The sequence below is a fragment of the Mucilaginibacter sp. HD30 genome (genome assembly GCF_054061755.1).
This window is the reverse complement of record NZ_JBSSEO010000001.1, coordinates 1,638,882-1,660,400: the sequence shown is the minus strand read 5'-3', so window position 1 is coordinate 1,660,400 and position 21,519 is coordinate 1,638,882. Positions and strand designations below refer to the sequence as shown.

23 protein-coding genes are annotated in these 21,519 nt (G+C 41.9%); 11 read left to right on the top strand and 12 right to left on the bottom strand.

Annotated elements, in window-relative coordinates:
* Positions 1 to 78 precede the first annotated feature (78 nt).
* The 3 genes from serC to ACVW2L_RS08100 all read left to right on the top strand — a co-directional run bounded on the left by serC (position 79) and on the right by ACVW2L_RS08100 (position 3,588).
* Positions 79 to 1,146: a 3-phosphoserine/phosphohydroxythreonine transaminase gene (gene serC, locus ACVW2L_RS08110; protein WP_457127463.1), complete on the top strand. Its 1,068-nt coding sequence runs from the start codon at positions 79 to 81 to the stop codon at positions 1,144 to 1,146.
* Positions 1,147 to 1,237: 91 nt separating this feature from the next.
* Complete coding sequence (locus ACVW2L_RS08105) at positions 1,238 to 2,191, top strand: D-2-hydroxyacid dehydrogenase (protein ID WP_457127462.1); 954 nt, start codon at positions 1,238 to 1,240, stop codon at positions 2,189 to 2,191.
* A 92-nt stretch (positions 2,192 to 2,283) separates the two neighbouring features.
* Positions 2,284 to 3,588, top strand: a complete 1,305-nt coding sequence (locus ACVW2L_RS08100) for an MFS transporter (RefSeq protein ID WP_457127461.1) — start codon at positions 2,284 to 2,286, stop codon at positions 3,586 to 3,588.
* A 395-nt stretch (positions 3,589 to 3,983) separates the two neighbouring features.
* Here ACVW2L_RS08100 and ACVW2L_RS08095 read toward each other — a convergent pair whose 3' ends face one another.
* The 5 genes from ACVW2L_RS08095 to ACVW2L_RS08075 form a co-directional block, all read right to left on the bottom strand.
* Positions 3,984 to 5,096, bottom strand: coding sequence for a DUF3500 domain-containing protein (locus tag ACVW2L_RS08095; RefSeq protein ID WP_457127460.1), 1,113 nt, complete (start codon positions 5,094 to 5,096; stop codon positions 3,984 to 3,986).
* A gap of 42 nt (positions 5,097 to 5,138) precedes the next feature.
* A complete protein-coding gene (locus ACVW2L_RS08090; protein WP_457127459.1) occupies positions 5,139 to 6,407 on the bottom strand; it encodes a HupE/UreJ family protein in 1,269 nt (422 codons plus the stop codon).
* 351 nt (positions 6,408 to 6,758) lie between these two features.
* On the bottom strand, positions 6,759 to 7,637 hold the full coding sequence (locus tag ACVW2L_RS08085) for a diiron oxygenase (protein WP_457127458.1): 879 nt from the start codon (positions 7,635 to 7,637) through the stop codon (positions 6,759 to 6,761).
* A 49-nt stretch (positions 7,638 to 7,686) separates the two neighbouring features.
* On the bottom strand, positions 7,687 to 7,941 hold the full coding sequence (locus tag ACVW2L_RS08080) for a hypothetical protein (RefSeq protein WP_457127457.1): 255 nt from the start codon (positions 7,939 to 7,941) through the stop codon (positions 7,687 to 7,689).
* Between the two features lie 13 nt (positions 7,942 to 7,954).
* Complete coding sequence (locus ACVW2L_RS08075) at positions 7,955 to 8,410, bottom strand: DUF6265 family protein (RefSeq protein ID WP_457127456.1); 456 nt, start codon at positions 8,408 to 8,410, stop codon at positions 7,955 to 7,957.
* A 61-nt stretch (positions 8,411 to 8,471) separates the two neighbouring features.
* Between ACVW2L_RS08075 and ACVW2L_RS08070 the strand changes: the two genes are divergently transcribed.
* The gene (locus ACVW2L_RS08070) at positions 8,472 to 8,843 is read left to right on the top strand and encodes a VOC family protein (RefSeq protein WP_457127455.1); all 372 of its coding nucleotides are present in this window, start codon (positions 8,472 to 8,474) and stop codon (positions 8,841 to 8,843) included.
* A 9-nt stretch (positions 8,844 to 8,852) separates the two neighbouring features.
* On the opposite strand, the gene corA is transcribed toward ACVW2L_RS08070, so the two are convergent.
* Positions 8,853 to 9,974 carry a magnesium/cobalt transporter CorA gene (gene corA / locus ACVW2L_RS08065; RefSeq protein ID WP_457127454.1) on the bottom strand — a complete coding sequence of 374 codons (1,122 nt, stop codon included), beginning with the start codon at positions 9,972 to 9,974 and terminating at the stop codon, positions 8,853 to 8,855.
* Positions 9,975 to 10,589, bottom strand: a complete 615-nt coding sequence (locus ACVW2L_RS08060) for a WbqC family protein (protein WP_457127453.1) — start codon at positions 10,587 to 10,589, stop codon at positions 9,975 to 9,977.
* Between the two features lie 35 nt (positions 10,590 to 10,624).
* Between ACVW2L_RS08060 and ACVW2L_RS08055 the strand changes: the two genes are divergently transcribed.
* Together ACVW2L_RS08055 and ACVW2L_RS08050 are read left to right on the top strand one after the other, a co-directional pair.
* On the top strand, positions 10,625 to 11,500 hold the full coding sequence (locus ACVW2L_RS08055; RefSeq protein WP_457127452.1) for a lysophospholipid acyltransferase family protein: 876 nt from the start codon (positions 10,625 to 10,627) through the stop codon (positions 11,498 to 11,500).
* Positions 11,501 to 12,529: a glycosyltransferase family 2 protein gene (locus ACVW2L_RS08050; protein ID WP_457127451.1), complete on the top strand. Its 1,029-nt coding sequence runs from the start codon at positions 11,501 to 11,503 to the stop codon at positions 12,527 to 12,529.
* On the opposite strand, the gene aroQ is transcribed toward ACVW2L_RS08050, so the two are convergent.
* A complete protein-coding gene (gene aroQ, locus ACVW2L_RS08045; protein WP_457127450.1) occupies positions 12,530 to 12,946 on the bottom strand; it encodes a type II 3-dehydroquinate dehydratase in 417 nt (138 codons plus the stop codon). It lies immediately after the preceding gene.
* 41 nt (positions 12,947 to 12,987) lie between these two features.
* Between aroQ and xerD the strand changes: the two genes are divergently transcribed.
* On the top strand, positions 12,988 to 13,887 hold the full coding sequence (gene xerD / locus ACVW2L_RS08040) for a site-specific tyrosine recombinase XerD (RefSeq protein ID WP_457127449.1): 900 nt from the start codon (positions 12,988 to 12,990) through the stop codon (positions 13,885 to 13,887).
* Between the two features lie 79 nt (positions 13,888 to 13,966).
* Complete coding sequence (locus tag ACVW2L_RS08035) at positions 13,967 to 14,839, top strand: YitT family protein (protein WP_457127448.1); 873 nt, start codon at positions 13,967 to 13,969, stop codon at positions 14,837 to 14,839.
* A gap of 19 nt (positions 14,840 to 14,858) precedes the next feature.
* Here ACVW2L_RS08035 and msrA read toward each other — a convergent pair whose 3' ends face one another.
* Together msrA and ACVW2L_RS08025 are read right to left on the bottom strand one after the other, a co-directional pair.
* Positions 14,859 to 15,509 carry a peptide-methionine (S)-S-oxide reductase MsrA gene (msrA, locus tag ACVW2L_RS08030; RefSeq protein ID WP_457127447.1) on the bottom strand — a complete coding sequence of 217 codons (651 nt, stop codon included), beginning with the start codon at positions 15,507 to 15,509 and terminating at the stop codon, positions 14,859 to 14,861.
* Positions 15,510 to 15,585: 76 nt separating this feature from the next.
* Positions 15,586 to 15,864: a DUF3820 family protein gene (locus ACVW2L_RS08025; protein ID WP_457127446.1), complete on the bottom strand. Its 279-nt coding sequence runs from the start codon at positions 15,862 to 15,864 to the stop codon at positions 15,586 to 15,588.
* 115 nt (positions 15,865 to 15,979) lie between these two features.
* On the opposite strand from ACVW2L_RS08025, the gene ACVW2L_RS08020 reads away from it, so the two are divergent.
* From ACVW2L_RS08020 to ACVW2L_RS08010, 3 genes are read left to right on the top strand one after another with little or no spacing between them, the layout of a single operon-like run.
* Complete coding sequence (locus ACVW2L_RS08020; RefSeq protein ID WP_457127445.1) at positions 15,980 to 16,852, top strand: TIM barrel protein; 873 nt, start codon at positions 15,980 to 15,982, stop codon at positions 16,850 to 16,852.
* 31 nt (positions 16,853 to 16,883) lie between these two features.
* The gene (locus tag ACVW2L_RS08015; RefSeq protein WP_457127444.1) at positions 16,884 to 18,206 is read left to right on the top strand and encodes an MFS transporter; all 1,323 of its coding nucleotides are present in this window, start codon (positions 16,884 to 16,886) and stop codon (positions 18,204 to 18,206) included.
* Between the two features lie 5 nt (positions 18,207 to 18,211).
* The gene (locus ACVW2L_RS08010; protein ID WP_457127443.1) at positions 18,212 to 19,210 is read left to right on the top strand and encodes a Gfo/Idh/MocA family protein; all 999 of its coding nucleotides are present in this window, start codon (positions 18,212 to 18,214) and stop codon (positions 19,208 to 19,210) included.
* Here ACVW2L_RS08010 and ACVW2L_RS08005 read toward each other — a convergent pair.
* Positions 19,205 to 20,602 carry an MBL fold metallo-hydrolase gene (locus tag ACVW2L_RS08005; protein ID WP_457127442.1) on the bottom strand — a complete coding sequence of 466 codons (1,398 nt, stop codon included), beginning with the start codon at positions 20,600 to 20,602 and terminating at the stop codon, positions 19,205 to 19,207. The two genes, ACVW2L_RS08010 and ACVW2L_RS08005, sit on opposite strands and share 6 nt — an antisense overlap.
* A 130-nt stretch (positions 20,603 to 20,732) precedes the next feature.
* Complete coding sequence (locus ACVW2L_RS08000; protein WP_457127441.1) at positions 20,733 to 21,509, bottom strand: SAM hydrolase/SAM-dependent halogenase family protein; 777 nt, start codon at positions 21,507 to 21,509, stop codon at positions 20,733 to 20,735.
* Between the last annotated feature and the right edge of the window lie 10 nt (positions 21,510 to 21,519).

Here is a 21,519-nt window from a genome sequence, read left to right as displayed (position 1 = left end):
TCAGATTAATTACCTTTGCCACACCAAAATACAAAGTTGTTAATTCTGTATTTTGTTGAGATACCAATTTCAAATCATATGAAACATAATTTTGGTGCCGGTCCCGGCATTTTACCACACGAAGTTTTAAAACAAGCTGCCGCGGCAGTAGTCGATTTTAACGGCATGGGTCTTTCTATTTTAGAAATATCTCACCGTTCGCCTGAATTTGAGGCAGTATTAGACGAAGCTGTTAAATTAGTTAAAGAATTGTTAGGCGTTCCTGAAGGTTATTCTGTGTTGTTTTTACAAGGTGGCGCGAGTACACAATTTGCAATGGTGCCTTACAACCTGTTGCCTGGTACCGGAAAAGCTGCTTATGTAGAGTCTGGCGTGTGGGCAAATAAAGCTTTAAAAGAAGCTAAATATTTTGGTGAAGTAGAAGTTATTGCAACTTCTAAAGAAAGCAACTTTACTTATATTCCTAAGGATTATGAAGTACCTGCAGATGCTGCTTATTTGCACTTAACATCAAATAATACGATTTACGGTACCCAATTGCATAAATTCCCTGCATCGCCAATACCTGTAGTTTGCGATATGTCATCCGATATTTTTAGCCGCGAGTTAAATGTTGCCGATTTTGGTTTAATATACGCCGGTGCTCAGAAAAATATGGGCCCTGCCGGAACTACACTGGTGATTGTTAAAGATGATCTGTTGGGTAAAGCAGACCGTAAAATACCTGCGATGTTGGATTACAAAATACAGATCGATAATGGGTCTATGTACAACACTCCGCCAGTATTTGCCATCTATGTTTCCATGCTTACATTAAACTGGGTCAAATCAAAAGGTGGTGTTGCCGCTATTCAAAAAGAGAACGAAGCGAAATCTAAAGTTCTTTACGAAGAAATTGAGCGTAACCCATTATTTAAACCGGTATGCGCAACGGAGGACCGTTCAAACATGAATGTGTGCTTTGTGATGGAGAATGCTGAACTGGAAAAGCCATTCCTTAAACTTTGCGATGAAAAAGGAATTATCGGTATTAAAGGTCACCGCAGTGTGGGTGGTTTCCGTGCATCTATCTATAATGCACTTTCAATCAACAGCGTTTATGTGTTGATAGACGCCATGCAGGAGTTTGCAGAGAAGAATAAATAATAAGTAAACGGTTGATTAAGTTGATAAGTGAATGGTTTAGCCATTATAATTTATCAACCTAATTAACTCAATACAACCCAATCAACCAAACATGATCAAAATATTAGCTAACGATGGAATTGATCCCATCGGCAAAAAAATGTTAGAGGATGCAGGTTTTGAAGTGGATACCAATAACATCCCGCAAGACGAACTTCCTGTTAAATTACAAAACTACGATGCCATTACTGTACGCAGCGCCACCAAAGTGCGTAAAGCCTTAATTGACGCTTGTCCTAATTTGAAATTGATCGGTCGGGGTGGGGTAGGTGTTGACAATATTGATGTTGAGTATGCTAAAGAAAAAGGCGTTGGTGTATACAATACCCCGGCATCATCTTCTTTATCGGTTGCCGAATTGGTATTCAGTCACCTGTTTACCGGCGTTAGATTTTTACAGGATAGCAACCGCAAAATGCCTGTTGAAGGTAATACCAAATTCAATGATCTGAAAAAAGCTTATGCTAAAGGAGTTGAATTGCGTGGCCGTACCTTAGGCATAGTTGGTTTTGGCCGTATCGGCAGAGAGGTGGCAAAAATTGCTATCGGCGTTGGTATGGATGTTATCGCTTACGATCTTTTTCCTTTTAATCCTGAAGTAGAGATTACTTTAGGTACAGGTGGCACTAAAGTAAACGTTACTGTTAAAACCGCTACCTTAGACGAGATCATCAAAACAGCTGATTTTATTACCCTGCATACACCATTTGTTGATAAGGCCCTTTTAGGTGCTGAAGAATTAGCACAATTGAAAAAAGGTGTTGGCCTGGTTAATTGCTCACGCGGTGGCCTGATTGATGAATTAGCTTTGGTTGATGCATTGAACAGTGGCCAGGTGTCTTTCGCGGCCTTAGACGTGTTTGATAACGAACCTACGCCACGTGCTGAGATCATTACTCATCCTAAGATCTCGTTAACACCACACATTGGCGCGGCTACTAACGAAGCCCAGGAACGTATTGGTGTAGAGCTGGCGAGCCTTATTATCGGCCATTTTACCAAGTAATGCCTATTTCAATATAGACGAAGGCTTTCCGATTACCGGGAAGCCTTTTTTGTTGGCGTACAAACGCTACATTTGTATACCTGTTAACCACCATGACCGCTAAAAACGACAAAAAAACCATCCGCGCCTGGGCCATGTTCGATTGGGCCAATTCGGCTTATAACCTTGTAATTACATCCACAGTGTTCCCGGCTTATTACGTTGCGATAACCGAGAACGCGGAGAACGGCGACAGGGTTACTTTTTTTGGTCATAGCTTCGTTAACACTGCATTATCTAACTATGCCTTGGCGGCTGCTTACCTGGTAATTGTGCTGATGCTTCCCGTGCTCACCTCAATTGCCGATTACAGAGGAAGCAAGAAAACGTTTATGCAGTTTTTTACATGGATGGGCGCCATAGCATGCTGCTGCCTTTACTTTTTTAAGCTGGATAATTTAGAATTTGGAATTATTTGTTTTGCATTGGCTGCCATAGGATATAGTGGTGGTTTTGTTTTTTACAACTCGTATTTGCCCGAGATAGCTACCGTTGATCAACAGGATGCCGTTAGCGCCAAAGGCTTTAGTTATGGCTACATAGGCAGCATGATCATCCAGATAGTATGTTTTGTATTTGTGTTATCACCCGAGACATTTGGCATAATTGACAAAAGCTTTCCGGCCCGGCTTTCATTTCTATTAGTTGGCTTGTGGTGGATAGGGTTCGCCCAAATTCCGTTTAAAGTATTGCCTGGTGGAACCGCAAAGTTAGTTAACAAACAGCTGAGCGTTTTACGTGGTGGTTTTATGGAGTTAGGTAAGGTATGGCAGCAGGTTAAGCATATGCCATTGCTAAAGCGCTATTTGCCGGCATTCTTTTTTTATAGCATGGGTGTACAAACCATTATGCTGGCCGCCGCCGGCTTTGGGGCCAAGGTGCTTCATTTACCTACTACCAGTTTGATCACTATTATTCTTATTATTCAATTAGTGGCCATATTAGGCGCCAACTTAATGTCTAAGCTATCCGCAAAATATGGTAATGTGCCTGTGCTAACCGGCGTTGTAATGATCTGGATCCTGATTTGTGTGGTAGCTTACTTCATCACTACTGCTACACAGTTTTATTTGTTGGCGGCCGTGGTTGGTTTGGTAATGGGTGGTATACAGTCATTGTCGCGGTCTACTTATTCAAAGTATCTGCCGCAGGACGCTACCGACACCGCTTCTTATTTTAGCTTTTATGATGTTACTGAGAAGCTGGCTATTGTGGGCGGCATGTTTAGTTTTGCTTTGATAGAGGATTTGACAGGCAGCATGCGCAATTCTATATTGGCATTAGGCTTTTTCTTTGTGATAGGATTGGCGTGGCTGCTGGCGCTTGGGAGACTAAAAGCAGAAAGCACATCTATATAAAATATTAAGCTGTTGCAAAAAATATGAGTTCGCCTAAAAATAAAAACACAATTATTTGTTAATCAGTGTGTTATGAATTTTTTTTTTGCAGCTAATTTCAGTTGGTAAGTTCGACTGAATTTACTTAATTAACTCATTTTCAGACGGATATAGCTTATTTATCATTGTTTTTGTGCAACACTTTTGCAACACAATAGCAACAGTTTAGCAACACTTTTGCAACACCTTTTTTGCTAAAATCTTCCAATTATATCCAATTTTTTGAGTCAACGTACGGAGCTCTGAGGGTAATGGAAAGGCGGGCAATGCATGTCGGCTTTTCTTCTTACGATTGCTTCGTGCCTCGCAAAGACACTATCAAAAAGCCTTACTATGAACAATCAACTATGAACTAACTAATTCCCTCCGTAATCATTCGTTTTATCGCGCCAAACCGAGTGGGGGTGGATGCCTGCATAAACAACACCATTCTGACTTACATATTCTATCCAAAGCGAAGGCCCGTCCAAACGCACATAGTCATTACGGGTTACAAAATCGGTAGTGCCGGTAAAAGATAGGTAGGTATTATCCAGTTCTTTGGTGTATTTCTTCAGGTATGGGGCTGCATCTTTCTCGTCAATATCATCAGTATAGGTATTAATAGCAGCTAATACCAGCTTCTTTTGTGCTGATGACAAGGTGCTGCATTTTATACCTAATGGCGTAGTAGGAAACTGTCCGTCTTTATTGGGTCCGAGTACCACATCCCTAAATGTATTGGTTAACCGGGCGGCCTGCTGCTGCTCTGGCGTAAGCGAAGCAAGTATAGCAGCAAAGGCCGCGTGCTCCTGTACCATAGGCTCGTTACTGCGGCCATTTTGCTCAAATTTGCCAAAGGGTTCTGCCCCGCGGAAAGACGGTGTAGCGCCTATTAAAACACCATCTTTATAAGTATTGGCAAAGGCCGTGTGATGGCCTCCGTATTGAATTTCAAACGTGCCGCTTGCCGATGGCATACCTAAAAATGCCATGTAAAAATGACCCGAGCCATAATCGCTTGACTTTTTAAGGGCCAGGTAATCATCGGCATTCCGTAGTTGCTGCATTTCATCATAACCCTCGTTAGCGGTAGTGCCTGATACTTCTTTTAACAGTGCCATGGCGGCCTGCAATTGCTCGGGCGTTAAATCGCCAAACTTGATACCAATGCGTTTGGCCGTCGGAAAAGTTGCCGGTAGGTTACTCCATTTCTGTGCATCAGCTTTTGAGTAGGGCAGTTGCAACTTAGCCAATTGCTCAGCGCTAAGCATCGCTTTAAAGTTATCGGCAAGGCAAGCAACTTTTGCAATGCCTTTGGCTTTGGCGCAATCTGGAGCCGCAACCGCGGCAAGGGGAGCAGCACTTTGATAGCTGTTTCCAGGCTTACCCGGCAGCATAAAAAAGCCGGCGGCCAATAACGAAGCAACGCTTAAAAAAAGTATGTTATTTGCTGCAGGTGTTAGCCGCGCGGTAACTGATAATGCCATAAAACGGTATTTAATTGGTTTATACAGAGTAAATATAGTTTTTTATAAGTTGCCAACACGTTGGTTGTGGTTTATTTTGATGCTTAACAGGCAGGCAGCTATAGCTAACAAAATAATTAGTCGCGGCGCGTAAGGCGTTAGGCTATTTAAAGCAATGGTTATCGGGTTGGCATTGCCGCTTACCCGCTCCATAATCCAGCCTACAGCAGCAACCCCGGCCAGTGTAGCGGCAGGCACTCTTACCCATTGGTAAAAATTGGTTCTGCTTAGCAATATCAGCCAGGGTGCAATTATCAGAATAATAAAAATCTGCATTAGCTCTATACCTAAATTGAATCCCAGAATACTAAGCGCAATCGTACTCACAGTCAGATCGAGGCCGGATAATACTGACGCGAAAGCCATGCCATGTATTAAGCCGAAACCCGCTGCGATATAAATCTCCCTGCCGGGAAACAGCGGGCGTACAGCATGGGCCGCCGATACTAATATAGAGCAGGCGATAAGTATTTCTATAGGCTGGGAGGGAACTTTCAACCAACCTGAAGCGCATAAAAGCAAAGTAATGGAATGCCCAATAGTGAAGGCAGTAACTATTTTTATCAGGTTTTTAAGACTGTATTTAACACCGCCAAAACTGCCCCATTTTTTATTTTTGGCGATAAGCATAGCGGGCAATAAAAGTACGATGAGGAACAGGAGATGGTCTGTACCTTCTTTTATATGCTGCATGCCCAATTTTAACATGCTTGCAAAACCTTTCCAGGCGCTGCCTTTTTCAAGCGAGACGGATAATGGATATACTTTACCGCTGGGTACATCTAACTTTATGGTGCCAATTATGCGCGCGGCGCTTTCTTCGTTTATGCCGTTATACCAATCCTGCTGTAGCAGTACTAAGGCTTCGTGTGTTATTACCTGGTGCATAATAACATCATAAGCGAACGTGAATTTGCGCAGATCGGCAGCGTTTGCAGGTGCTATTTCAAATGTAAGCTCTACCTGCTGATATTTACCAACAGCTACATCCTGTGCCGTGTTAACTTTGATAGTTTTAATGACGGTACGCCATGCCTTGCCATTTGTAAATGCCTTAATGTGTTGCGCAAAATAAAGTCTGAAGAATGGATCGGTAGTAATATTGGTAGTGGGATGGTCTATAGCGCTTTCCAATTCAGGCAGCGGCATTTTTGCTTCGCCTTTAATGTACCCATCCATCACGGAAAGCTTAACTACCGATGCGGGCATAGGATGCGCCAACGCCATCGCGGCAGCTAATAATAATAATAAGCTAAGAATGTATTTCGGCATTCGCAATAATTGGCGTTTTGAAGGTAGTTATTTTGGTCGGATAGTTTGTGGTTCATGGTTAATAGACAAGCTTAATAAACGTTGTCATTCGAAGGCATTTGTGTGTTAGGAGTGTTCGAAAGAAATAATATGCAGCTAAAACTCCCCTCTTGAGAGGGGGCGGGGGACACTGTGCAGTTGCGGGGGTGTGTTGGGCTGCTTACATAACACACCCCTACACCCCTCTCAAGAGGGGAATCGCACCACCCGCCGCTTCTTTTGAATCTTTCGCGCCCACACTCAGTCCAGCACTTGCTCTATCGAAATGACAATGCAGAGTTAGCAATCACTAATCACCAGTTAACTAGTCAACTATACCTTTGCTCCTAAAATAAACCGCCATGCAAAACGTGTAAGCCTATTAAACCCACCCCATTCCTGCACAAATTCAATAATATCGTCCAGGCATTTATCGGCAAATTTTTGCTTAAAGTTTTTGCGGGCGGCCTTGTAAACCATATCCGGGTTTTCTAAGCCAATGCGCTCATATATCTCGCGCTTAACGTACATGGTGCGCACAAACAGAATGTTGAACAGAATTACATAACTATACAATGTGCGCTTTAAATATCCCGCTTTTGACGCATAACCTTGTAACAGGCTCTTGGTAAATAAAATATGCCGGCCTTCTTCAATATTATGCAAGTCAAACATCTTTTTTATCACCGGATATATATCGGGTGAGCGGCGGGCATAATTACCGTAAACATCAGTAACCAATTCAACAGAAACACTGCCCATAAAAAGGTAATCGGCAGGCAAATATTTATTACTAAACTGTCCAAAAAATTTGTGAAGCCTGGTTTGCGGCAGGGGCTTGCCGCCTAATTTGGCAATGGCTTGGGCAAACATTTCCTGGTGGCGCAACTCTTCAATCATTTCTCGAATGAGGAACTGATGTTCCACACTATCGGTTGGTAACGTAAGCATGTGGCGTGTCATAAAAAGGCAAAACAACAGCTCGCCCCAGGCGTATGATGCTATCACCTGAACCAGCTCGTGGCGACCCAGCTCTGTTTTTTGTAAAGGGGTGAGACTTTGGTAGATATCGAGTCCCTGTAAGGAGGTAAGCGTTTCGGGAAGAAAAATATCGGCAGTCTCCGGCTCCAGCTGCCAGGGGATGTAGGTTTCGGGCATCAGCGGGCGTTCCCTGCTGATCTTTATTAAGCGCTCAATCTCCTTTACATTCATTAAAATTATATACGTTTAAAATTGAGAAACGTTTATCAAATTCAGAATTTTACCAATACGCGACACCAACTACCGCGGCTACTATTGCGAAGTTTGCTGAGCTGCCAATTAAATGCACTTTTATTGGCTTGCCCAAAACAACATCAATAACACATAGAACGATTCCCGCCAGGCATACCATCAGTGAGATGACAAACGATGCAGGGGGTGTGTGAGAGTTGGTGTAGCCCGGGTCGATTACCAATATGGATATCAAAAATCCAAGGCCATAAAAAGTATAGTAGATTTGTTCGCGCAAACTCATTTGTTACTACTTTTTATTTAACCCGCTTATAGTAATAATCCACCTTTTGGTACTTACCCTTATATTTCCCATCAACCCAGGCATGCAGCGAATCGGGTTTTACAAAATGATAGATCACCCGCTGCGGGAAATCGTGCTTAGGGTCTTCGAATATAAACTGATTATTTTTTGCTGAAGTTAGGTTAAACGATGTTTTATCGCCGCTTTTGGCGCCGGTAACATTATAGGATACAACGCCTGCTTTGTTAATCAATTTCACTCGTTCAAGCACGGTAGTATCCTTTCCCATGATATCAAACGCAAGGGATGACAATTCATTTTTATTAACTTTCGTCCATTTCTCGCAACTGTATCCGTTAGCGGTTTTCATTTTCCAGGTGCCACCAACTAAAGTATTCAGACTGCTAAAATTATCTGCGCTTATAAAACTACAAAACAGCAGGAGAGTGGCAGGTAGGTATCTTTTCATGCCTAAATGTACAAACAATAACTTATTGGCCGTGTTGCTTTTATAACCAACCATAAAAATTATGTTCAGTAACTCAAAAGCATTCAGCAGCTTTTCTGTCGATGATATACAGAAAGCTAAAAAGTTTTACGAAGAAGTACTGGGTTTACAAACCGAAAGCCCAATAGATATGCTCGCTATAAAAACTAACGGCAACAACGATATTTTTATCTACGCCAAGCCCAACCACGAGCCTGCTACATTTACAGTACTTAACTTTCCTGTTGATGATATTGAGAAAGCGGTTGATGAATTGATAGCCAATGGGATTACATTTGAGCAATATCATTTTGGTGAGATTGATACGGATGAAAAGGGCATTGCACACGGCGAGCCGAAGATAGCCTGGTTTAAAGACCCGGCAGGTAATATTCTTTCAGTAATTGAGGGGTAACAAGTGATTTTACAGTTTGCTAAACCACCCTTTGCGCCAGAAGATAATAATTTGTACTAAAGCAATGCCCAGCATAGCAGCAATAGCATAATAGTAACCATTGGGCGAGTAAAGTTCTGGCATATTATCGGGCATTACCTTATTCGTTACCGGATCAACCTTAGCGAAATTCATTCCGTAAACACCAGCAATAAAGGTTAAGGGTATAAATATGGCCGAAATAATGGTAAGCACTTTCATTATCTCGTTCATGCGGTTGCTTACCATTGACAGGTATAGGTCAATAATACTCGACGTGATATCCTTGTCATTTTCTATCAGATCCATTATCTGCACGCAATGGTCGTAAGCATCGCGCAGATACATTTTTACATCCTTTTTTATGAGCGGATTATCTGTCCTTAAAATATCGTTTATTTTATCGCGCTCGGGCCAAACTGCACGGCGTATGGTTATTAATGATCGTTTAAGTTGCTGCGCATCGTACATTATGCTTTTATCAGCATGGGCATAAAGTTTATCCTCTAAAGCATCTAAAGAGTCGCCCACCTGTGCCAGTACTACAAAATATATATCAAGTATAGTATCTGTAAGCGCGTAACTCAGGTACCCCGGTCCACCTGTGCGTATCAAACCTTTACCGGCTCCGAGGCGTGTTTTAACGGCCTCAAAACACTCCACATGCGTTTCCTGGAAAGTGATAAGCAGATTATCTTTTATTATGGCCGAGAACTGCTCATTCATTAGCTCGCCCTCGTCTGTAAAATAAATAACCCGGCTCACCATAAAAACATAATCTTCGTACTCATCAAATTTAGGTCGCTGATGCGTATTTGTAATGTCCTCCAATACCAGCGGATTGATATTTAAACTGGTTCCTATCCATTCAAGCAATCCGGCATCACCTATGCCACTTATCTGTATCCAATGAGTAAGCCCTTTTTGTTTTTTTATCTCTTTAAATATCTCTTCGATATCTTTATCCTGCGCAGATGTTAGTCCATCTTTATTGTAAGAAAATAGCTCAATTTTTGGCTTTAAAGCTTTAGCATCTATATTTAAAGTACCCGGCATTTGCCCAACGGTACGATAAGGATTTCTGCGCTGTATTTTCTTAATGGTACCCTTCATTTACAGATAGTTTATTGCGTGCGGCCCCTGGCTAAATAGCAGGTCTACAATGCTCACGTTTTTAATAAACCCGTGGCGTTCTTCAAAAACCTGAAAATAGGGCTTTTGTTCCAGATCAGCTTCTTTTTTTGAACTGAAGCTATGGCGCAGATCTGCAACGCCAGGCGGATAAACAGCTTCGTAACTTTCTGTTTTTTGTGGGGATGCCGATATTTTGACAGACTTTAACAGCAGGTTCAATAGTTCTTCATTAAAATCAAACAGGAAATCAAACTGCTTTTGATAGAAAGGCGCAAGGGCATCCTCGTAAAACTCAAAATAAGCCGACCTGCGGTAACAAGACTCCAAGCTCATCCAGTGCAGGCGCTGCCATCTAAAGTCGTAGCTTATCCTTACATCCTTAACCTTGGTATGTACTTTTGAACCTTTAACAACAGGCACCACCAACGATAGCATACCATCGGGCGAATAAATATTGGCCCGGTTACGATAGGTTTGTTTGGGAAAATGTTCCTCAGCCTCTAATAAAATATCGGGTTGATAAGTTTTAAATTTTGAAAACCACCCCACCGGCGGCAGATAAAACATAGGCAATAAAGCACCTTTTTCAATCATATCAATTATGTTTGCAGCTATAACCGGCGAAAATAATGATAAATAAAGGGCTTTCGAGGCTATCACTATTCTTTTTGTATCTCTTATCCCTGCTGCCTTTTTGGTTACTGTATCTTATATCCGACTGCTTATACGCTGTTTTATACTACATTATAGGTTACCGGCGTAAGGTTGTACAGGAAAATCTGCGCAATTCATTTCCTGAAAAAACGGAAGATGAACTCAAGCAGATTGAAAAGAAGTACTTTAAATACCTTGCGGACCTGATACTTGAAACCATTAAAATGGTTAGCATCTCTAAAGAAAACTTACAACGCCGCGTTGTATTGACCAACCCCGAAATTATTGAGACGTATACCAAAGAGAATAAAAGCATAACAGCCGTAGCCGGGCATTATTGCAACTGGGAGTGGGCGGGACTGGAGTTTAGTGTTGATTCTCGGCTGTTCTTTATTTATAAACCGCTTAGCAGCAAAACATTTGACGATTTTTTTATCAGGGTGCGGTCCAGGTTTGGCGGTGTAGCAGTAGCTATGAAACAAACGCTGCGCACTATGGTTGCTCATAAAAACGAATTTACGGTCACCGTTTTTGCAGGCGATCAAACCCCTGTACAAACTGATGCCAATTATTTTACAGAATTTTTAAACCAGCCAACAGCTGTTTTTTTAGGTATCGAAAAAATTGCTAAATTGATAGACTCAGTAGTTATATTTTATGATATGAAGCGGGTTAAACGAGGCTATTACACCTATACTATTGTGCCGCTTGTAGAAGATTCAAAAAACAGCGCGCCACATGAAATTACCGAAGCGCACGTTAGATACCTTGAAATGATGATCAACCGCGAACCGCAATACTGGCTATGGTCGCACAGAAGATGGAAGTTTAAGCCGGGAGACAATAATTAAATGAACGATAAACCAAAAGTTGCTATAGTTATACTAAACTGGAATGGTGTTGATCACCTGCGTAGTTTTTTACCTTCGGTGCTTACTTCTTCTTACGCCAATCTGGAAATTGTGGTGGGGGATAATGCCTCTACGGATGAGTCGCTTGCTTTTATTGAAGAGACGTATCCATCTATCCGCATTATTAAAAACGATGAAAACTACGGTTTTACAGGCGGTTATAACCGTGTATTGGCACAGGTTGAGGCAGACTACTATATCTTGCTAAACTCTGACGTAGAAGTACACCCCGGCTGGATAGAACCTGTTATTGACTTGATGGAAAGCGACCCGCTGATAGCAGTTGCCGCACCCAAAATATTGGATTTTAATAAAAAAGATCATTTTGAACACGCGGGTGCTGCCGGTGGATTTATTGACAGCTTTGGCTACCCGTTTTGCCAGGGGCGTATGTTCTTTGAGATAGAAAAAGATAACGGGCAGTATAATGCCTCGCGCGAAGTTTTTTGGGCAACCGGTGCTGCCATGTTCATTAAAAAGAAATGCTGGGATGAAGCAGCTGGTTTTGACGAGCGTTTTTTTGCCCACATGGAAGAGATCGACCTGTGCTGGCGCCTAAAAAACCGAGGGTACAAGATAATGTATTGCGCAGATTCTTACGTTTACCATTTAGGCGGAGGTACGCTGAACACAGAGAACCCGTTTAAAACCTATCTTAACTTTCGCAATAACTTATTGCTGCTTAAAAAGAATCTGCCTTTTCGCAGGGGGGCCAGCATAATCATCAGTCGGTTCTTTTTGGACCTGACCGCGTTACTGCGTTTTTTAAGCGAAGGTAAACGCAAGGATGCCTGGGCCGTTAGTAAAGCGCATCAATACTTTGTGCGCAATATTTTTAAATCAGAAGAAGAACACCATCGCGGTAAACTACCTACCAAACTTACCGGTATGTACAGGGGGAGCGTAGTATTAGAATTCTTTGTTAAAAAATGCCACCAGTTTAGCTGTCTGGATAAGGACAAGTTTTAGTTATCCTATCAGGCTTTCAATAGCAAGGCGGTAGCCGTCCAGGCCAAAACCTACAATTATACCTTTACAATTGGGGGATAGGTAGGAGTGGTGCCTAAAATCTTCGCGTTTATAAACGTTTGATATATGCACTTCCACAACAGGGGCATTAATGCCGGCAATCGCATCAGCAATACCAACTGATGTATGTGTATAAGCGCCGGCATTTAAAATTATACCATCATAGCTAAAACCCACCTCATGCAGCTTGTTTATAAGTTCACCCTCTACGTTGCTTTGGTAGTAGCTGATGGTTATCGCAGGAAAACGCGCTTGCAGGTTTGCTAAATAAGTCTCAAAACTGGCATCACCGTAAATTGATTTTTCGCGAACGCCTAACAAGTTTAAATTTGGGCCGTTTATAATTTGTACATTCATTTGCTCAAACTTAAATATAAATCAATCAAAACTAAAATCAATTGGACTGGCCATCGGCAATAAAGGGATTTAAAGTGTATATGAAGCTGGAGCGGTCGCTTTCGCCTAACTCTGTAGCTGCCTATAGCCGTGATATTGAAAAACTGTTTCAGTTTTCGCAAACAGGTGCAACAACTTTAAAACCAGAGCAGATAACACTGGCTGATCTTCGCCGTTTTATTGGTTTTATTAATGAATTGGGTGTATTGCCATCATCGCAAGCGCGGATCTTATCAGGCGTTAAAGCTTTTTACAAATACCTGCTTACTGAGGACCTGATAGTAAGTGATCCATCCGAATTGTTAGAATCTCCTAAAGTACAACGCAAGCTACCCGATACTTTAAGTTACGAAGAAATTAACAAGTTAATAGCGGCCATTGACCTATCAAAACCAGAAGGCGCCCGTAACAAGGCCATAATGGAAGTTTTATACGGTTGCGGTCTGCGTGTATCTGAATTAACAGAGCTAAAACTATCCAACCTTTATCTTGATATCGAATTTATCAAAGTAACAGGTAAAGGCAGCAAAGAGCGTTTGGTGCCTATTGGCGGCGAGGCTGTAAAGGCGTTGAAAATCTGGATAGAAGATGTAAGGATACATACCGCCATAAAAAAAGGCGAAGACGACTTTGTGTTTTTAAACCGTAGAGGCGCAAGACTTAGCAGAGTTTATATTTTTATGACGATAAAAGAATTGGCTGCTATGATCGGCCTGCAAAAAAGCATAAGTCCCCACACATTCAGGCATTCGTTTGCAACGCATTTGGTTGAGGGTGGCGCTGATCTGCGCGCGGTACAGGAGATGCTGGGCCATGAAAGTATTACCACTACAGAGATTTATACCCACCTTGACCGTGAGTATTTAAAAAGCACTATTATTCAGCATCATCCCAGAAATTAGACATTTGTTTTAAATATCAACGCATCATCTCTCGCGTTTTTTTTCTATTTTACAGGAACTTCAAGAACAAACAGCTACTATGACGAGAAAAATAAGCCAACGAAGAGAAGCGGGACGAATAGTAATGATAATGGCGGGCATTATGTCTGCCGCCTTTGGTTTAAAGGGTTTTTTAATTCCTAATGAGTTTATTGATGGGGGCGTTACAGGTATATCGCTGCTGATAAGCTCAATAACCGGTTGGCCCGTTTCTATCTTACTTTTTATAATAAACATCCCTTTTATATGGCTTGGCTATAAACGTGTTGACAAAGTGTTCGCCATCAAAACATTGGTGGCAATAATTGTGCTGGCTTTAGTAATTTACTTCGTAGAGTTTAGGGATGTAACTAACGATAAGCTGCTTACTGCGGTATTCGGCGGTTTCTTTTTGGGTATGGGTATAGGTTTGGCCATGCGCGGCGGCTGCGTTATTGATGGTACAGAGTTATTGGCTGTTTATATTAATCCAAAGTCTTTCCTCTCTATCGGTCAGATAATTTTAGTTATCAATATTGTGATATTTGGTATTGCCGCTTTCTTTTTAGGTGTCGAATCAGCTTTGTATTCTATTTTAACTTACCTGTCAGCTTCGCAAACCATTAATTATATCATTCAGGGCTTTGATGAATTTACCGCAGTAACCATTATATCGCCAAAAAGCGAGCTGATAAAAAATGTTATTATGCGCCACCTGCACAGGGGCGTAACGGTTTACAAAGGCGAGCGGGGCTTCGGTAAAACGACATTTGAGGATAAAGATATTGACATACTATTTACGGTAATTACCCGCCTTGATGTGCAACGCCTGGTTACCCGGGTACAGCAAATAGATCCCAACGCTTTTATCACTACTCACTCCGTATCCGAAGTAAGAGGAGGACTTGTAAAACGTCTGAACATAGGGCACTAAGTATCCTATTAGTCAAAATTTACTTTTTAAATTCCGGTTTAAGCAATTCGGGTACGGCCTTACGCATTTTCATTACCTTAGGTACAGACACTGTGCGGATATAACCACGGTCCATATGCCCGCGGTAATAACCCTGGTGATATGCTTCGCCGCCATAAAAAGCGGTATATGGTGCAACTTGTGTTACTATAGGATCTTTGTAATGCTTTGACGCATTTACTTCTTTTATAACCTGTTGGATTATCTGCTTCTCGGCAGGTGTACGGTAAAAAATTGCCGAGCGGTAGCTGGTTCCTTCATCAGGTCCCTGGCGGTTAAGTGTTGTCGGATCGTGTGCATAAAAAAACGCAGTAACCAGTTGCTCATAGCTTATTACTTTCGGGTCATAGTAAACCTGTACAGCTTCTGCGTGTCCGGTCTGCTCTGTGCACACGTCTGCGTAAGAAGGGTTTGGCACTGTACCGCCGGCATAGCCTGCTATAACTTGCTCTACACCCTTTAATTCAGACATGGCTTCCTGCGAAGCCCAAAAACATCCCGAAGCAAAAGTGGCAACAGCTTTACCGGCTTTAGGCGCAGGTACACGCACGAGGGTTTGATCTTCATCCTGGGCGTTTGCACAGCCGAAAGACATCAATAATATCGCAATATATAAAATGGATCTTTTCATGATTTTTTGTGTTTGATATCAAATATACGCAGCAGGTTTAAATGCAGATGGTCATTAAAACGTAAGAATGAGTTTATTAAAATTTAATTTTAGGTATGGTACCGCCGGGGGGTGATACGTTATTGCGCATCGCTGCTTTAATTAAATCAAGTATGCGGGTTAAACCATTCACCTTTATCTCATACGTGGTTGAAAGCATCATACCTAATTTACCGGTAGGCAAGCCTTTGTTTTTAAGCCACTCCAGGTAATAAACGGGCAAATCGCTTATTAAAGTTCCCTTGTATTTGCCAAATGGCATTTGCGTGGTAACTATATCATTTAATACTTTAACATCCGGTTTTACAGGTTCCATTATTCGCTAAAGATAAATGTTGTTGTGTTAGGGTTTTAGCAAATCAAATTATTTTAATAGTCGGCAATAAAAAAAACTTAATACCTTAGTTTTTCCATATAAACACTTTCAGATCATGATATCAAGAAGAGATTTTGTTAAGACATCGGCAATACTTTCTGCCGGGGTTTTGGCAGCGCCGCAATTGTTGGCAGCCGATAAAAAATATATTGGGCTGCAGTTATATACTGTTCGCAATGCCATGCAAAAAGACCCGGCTGCTACCTTGGCCAGGGTTGTCGGTGTAGGTTACAATTCTGTTGAAGGAGCTACCTATTCGGGTAGCGAAAAGTTTTATGGTTTAGATGCAGAGGCGTTTTCAGCGTTACTGAAACAAAACGGACTGGAAATGTTAAGCGGACACTATGCGCTTGGTGAGGAAAAAACCAACCCGGGCAGCATTCTTACAGGTTGGGAAAAAGCGGTGGATGAGGCAAAAAAGGTAGGTCTTAAATATATGGTATGCGCTTATCTCAACCCGAACGAACGCGGCAGCCTTGATCACTATAAAAAGTTGGCAGCAGATTTTAACAAAGCCGGCGAGCTTTGCGCAAAAGCGGGAATCCAGTTTTGCTACCATAATCATGATTTTGAGTTTATCCAGCAAGATGGTAAATATCCATATGAAACCCTTTTAGCCAACACTGATAAGAAGCTGGTAAAAATGGAAATGGATATTTATTGGGTTTGTAAAGCTAAACAGGATCCAATAGCCTTGTTTAACCAACACCCGGACCGTTTCCCGTTGTGGCATGTAAAAGATATGGACAGTACACCGCGCGCTAACTTTACCGAGGTTGGGAATGGTGTTATTGATTTTAAAAAGATCTTTGCACAAGCAAAAAAATCCGGAATGAAATATTTCTTTGTTGAGCAGGATAGCACACCCGGTGATCCGTTTGATAGTATCACAAAAAGCTTTAACTACATCAAACAGAATTTGGTTTGATTAAGAAGCTGAAAGAGGGAATATTATTATAATGGAAGCTAAAAACAACCTAAAGACCATATGGGCGTGGTGCATGTTTGATTGGGCCAACCAATCTTATAACATGGTTATCACATCAACAATTTTTCCGGCTTACTATGTGTACATTACTACTACAGCAAAAAATAAGGATGTAGTTACGTTTTTTGGCCACCGATATGTTAATACCGTACTTTCAAATTATGTGCTGGCTGCGTCTTACCTTATAGTAGCTGCCTTGCTGCCTATTCTTACTTCCATCGCAGATTACCGTGGCAATAAAAAGCGTTATCTGCAATTATTCACGTGGTTGGGTGCGCTGGCCTGCGTGGGCTTATTCTGGTTAAAGCCCGGTGGGCCGTATGAGTTTGGTATGATCTGTTTCGGACTTGCCTCAATAGGTTATTGCGGAGGTTTTGTGTTTTACAACTCCTATCTGCCACAAATAGCTACACATGATAAACAGGATTCCGTTAGCGCCAAGGGCTTTATCTATGGCTATGTAGGCAGTATTGTAGTACAGATAATTTGTTTTATAGTGGTTTTATCACCGCAAACATTTGGTTTAAAAGATGATGATATGCCCGCGCGTATCTCATTTTTAATAGTAGGAGCATGGTGGCTGGGCTTTTCTATCATTCCATTCAAAATGCTGCCTATGGGTACACCCAATACCGGCACACATAAATTCAACGTATTAACCGGTGGCTTTAAAGAGCTGGCCAAGGTTTTTAATAAAGTTAAACAGATGCCTTTGCTAAAGCGATATCTGTCTGCATTCTTCTTTTATTCGGTAGGAGTGCAAACCATCATGTTAGCGGCTGCCAACTTTGCTGCAAAAGAGCTTAAAATGCCAGAGGACTCACTAATTATTATCATCCTGGTTATACAGGTTGTTGCTGTTCCTGGTGCTCTAATCGCCGCAAAATCATCAGAAAAGTACGGCAACACCAGAACATTGATAGCATTGGTTGCCGTTTGGACGGCAGTTTGCTTCTGCGTCTTCCTGATTACCAGCGCTACTCAATTTTATGTAGCGGCCGTAGTTGTAGGTTTGGTGATGGGCGGGGTGCAGTCGCTTTCACGGTCCACTTATTCAAAATATCTCCCGCAGAATATACCCGACACCGCTTCCTTTTTTAGTTTTTATGATGTTACCGAAAAACTATCTATTGTGGTAGGGCTTTTTTGCTTCGGCTTTGTAGAAGCCATGACACATGAAATGCGGGATTCGACCCTGGCGCTTGACGGTTTCTTTGCCGTTGGATTGGTACTATTGATAATGTTGTTTATAGCGGAGAAAAAACATGCTAACCAAATACAGGATTTAAATTAACGCATATGAAAACTATACGCTGGGGCATTTTAGGTACCGGATACATAGCCCGCAGATTTGCATCAGATTTGAAATTGGCTGAAGGTGCCGTGCTTACTGCTATAGGCTCACGTACGGAATCCACCGCACAACAATTTGCCGATGAATACAATGTGCCCCACTACTTTGGCTCGTATGAAGAATTGGCGCAATGCGATGATGTTGACGTTGTGTATGTAGCCACGCCACATACGCTGCATCATCAAAACACGCTGATGTGCTTAAACCACAGTAGGGCCGTGCTTTGCGAAAAACCCTTCGCAATAAACAGCCGCGATACCGAGGAAATGATTGCGTTGGCGCAGCATAAAAAGCTTTTTTTAATGGATGCTTTGTGGACAAAGTTCCATCCGCATTATAAAAAAATGCTGGACATGGTTAAAGGCGGAGAATTGGGTGATGTGAAACTGGTACTATCCAATTTTGGTTATGTGGTAACGCCTGAACACTCCACTCGTTTGTTGGATCCTGCATTAGGGGGCGGATCAATTTTAGATATAGGCATTTATAATATTTTTACTACGCTGGATGTTTTGGGGGTACCCGATAAGATAGACGTTAAAATAATAGCTACAGAGCATGGAGTGGACGAGCAATGTGCGATCACCTTCTCTTATAACAATGGTGCAATGGCGAGCTTATTTTCATCTTTCAGAACCACATTAGCAACTGAAGCAGAGATCTGCGGAACAAAAGCACGGTTAAAACTTACGCCGGATTTTTACACGGCAGCCTGCAATGTAGCGTTATATGCCGACGGTACTAAACAGGATATACCTGTTGAAAGAGAAGATGGCTTTGGCTACCAATACGAGGCGCGCCATGTAAATGAATGCCTTAGAGCAGGCTTAACAGAGAGCCCTGTAGTGCCCCACAATTATACATTGATGCTGATGGGGATACTTGATAAAATACGAGGCTTCGCGGGCGTTGTATATGCTGAAGATAAATATTTTGGTTTATAGTAGGTAAGCAATATCCTTTTCAGGAATGGTGACTTTATAACCATCAATCGTTAAGGCATCACTTAAGGCTTGCATACTGCCGGTTTCGCCATGCACCAGGAAAACATTTTTTAATGTGGATTTATCCTGTTGTTTAACGGTGTTCACCAAATCATTATGATCGCCATGGGCGCTTAACACGTCTGTTTTTTTGATGGTGGCATAAACGGAAAGGTCACGGTCTTTTATATGAACAATAGAGTCGCCGCGAAGTAGACGATAACCCAGCGTGCCTTTAGCGCAATAGCCAATGAACAAAATGGTGCAATAGTAATTCTGAATATTGTAAAACAGGTGATCCTGGATCCGCCCGCCCTCCAGCATCCCTGCTGACGAGATAATGATACATGGTTCGTAGTAGTTTGACACCTGCCTGCTGTCTTTCAGTGTTTCAACGTATGTAAGGTTATCAAACTCAAACTCGTCGCCTTGTTTGTTATAAAAGTCTTTAGCTTCATCATTCACTAAATTATGGTGTTTTCTGAAAACACTTGTCGCCATGGTAGCCATAGGGCTATCGACAAACACTTTTACTTTTGGCAGTACGCCGCTGCTAAAAATTTTATTGAGTGTAAAAACTAAAGATTGTGTGCGGCCTATGCTAAATGCGGGGATGATTAAACGGCCCTGCTCTTTTATACAGACTTTCTCTATCACCTCGACAAATGTGTCTTCAACGTTTTTATCATGCGTATGTACACGGCCACCGTAAGTTGATTCTGTCACTAAAAAATCAACAGGAGGGATGGGTTCAGGATCATTTAGCACCGGGTAATTTTTACGACCTATATCACCGGTAAAGGCGATGGATTTTTCCTCGCCATTATCATTCACTTTAAAAACAACTGAGGCCGCGCCGAGCAAATGCCCCGCCGGAATAAAGGTAATTTCTACATCGCCGCTTATACGGAAAGGTTTATTAAAGCCGATGGTAACAAAGCGCTCCATGGCATCCATTACGTGCTTTTGCAGGTAAAGCGGCTGTGCGCCGCTGTTAAACTTGCCTTTGTTTTTACCGTACTTGCTTTTCTTACCCGCCTTGTTCATGAAAATGTTTACCGAATCCATCAGCAATAATTCGGTAAGGTCGGCAGTAGGGGGGGTGCATAATATTTGGCCATTAAAGCCCAGCCTAACCAATGTAGGTATATTGCCGGAGTGATCTATGTGCGCGTGGGTAAGCACAACAACATCAATATCACGCGGATCAAAAGGGAAATCTTCATTGCTTTGAATACTGCGGTCTTTCTCGTAGTCCAAACCGCAATCAATCAGTATTTTATAATTATCAAGCTCAAGCAAATGCATGCTCCCCGTAACTTGTTGGGCCGCGCCGTGTATAGTTAATTTCATTTTAAGTAGATCAGTATCCGGTCGGGACATTAAAAACCAGATGCTGTAGTGCCGAAAGATAATTAATTACGGCTTAATTTTAACACAACTTATTTTGTAAGTACGAATTTTTAAAAGGTGCTATTTCTTTTTACTCAAAGTCTATCAAAACACTGTCGCCTAAATTAAGGCCGAGTAAGCCGCTGGCGTTGCCTTTGTTAATGGCTATTTCCAGGTGGTCGCTTATACCAAACAGGCAAAGTTTTTCGCCTTCGGGTACCTCGTTATAGTGCCAGCTTAAATGGGTAATGGTTTCGTTACGCTTAAAATAAAGGGTAAACTGCCGGCCCTGCTGTATGCGGTTAAAAAACTCTTTGGTGATGTTGGTTATAACGTTCTGGAAGGAATCTATATAGATAACCACACCCTTTATTAGGTTTTTTTCAATTACAGGCTGTAGGTTCATTTTATTTTCTACGCTGCTAACTGGTAAACCAATTTCGGTCAACTTTCCGCCTTTAGCCATGTGCACAGCCGCTTTAACGAATATATCAGCTAACGGAAAATGCAAAAATTTAAGATCTTGCATAATGTTCAGTTCCACCATTTCGTCAGGCGCATCGCTAAACATCAAAGAGAATATGCCGTTATCAGCCCCTATAAAGTAATGATTTTTGTACTGCACGGCCAGGTAGCGGGTTTGTTCGTTAAAAACTGTATCAATACCAATCAAGTGTACCGTTCCTTCCGGAAAGTAGTAATAACTGTTTTTTAAAATGAAGGCAGCCTGCTGTACATTAAAGGCGGCAACGCTATGGGTTATATCAACAATTGTAACGGTTGGCAACAACTTCAGGATGCTTCCTTTAAGGGCGGCCTGGTATATGTCCTTGTCGCCCAAATCAGTAGTTAAAGTTATAATTGCCATTAATTTTTTA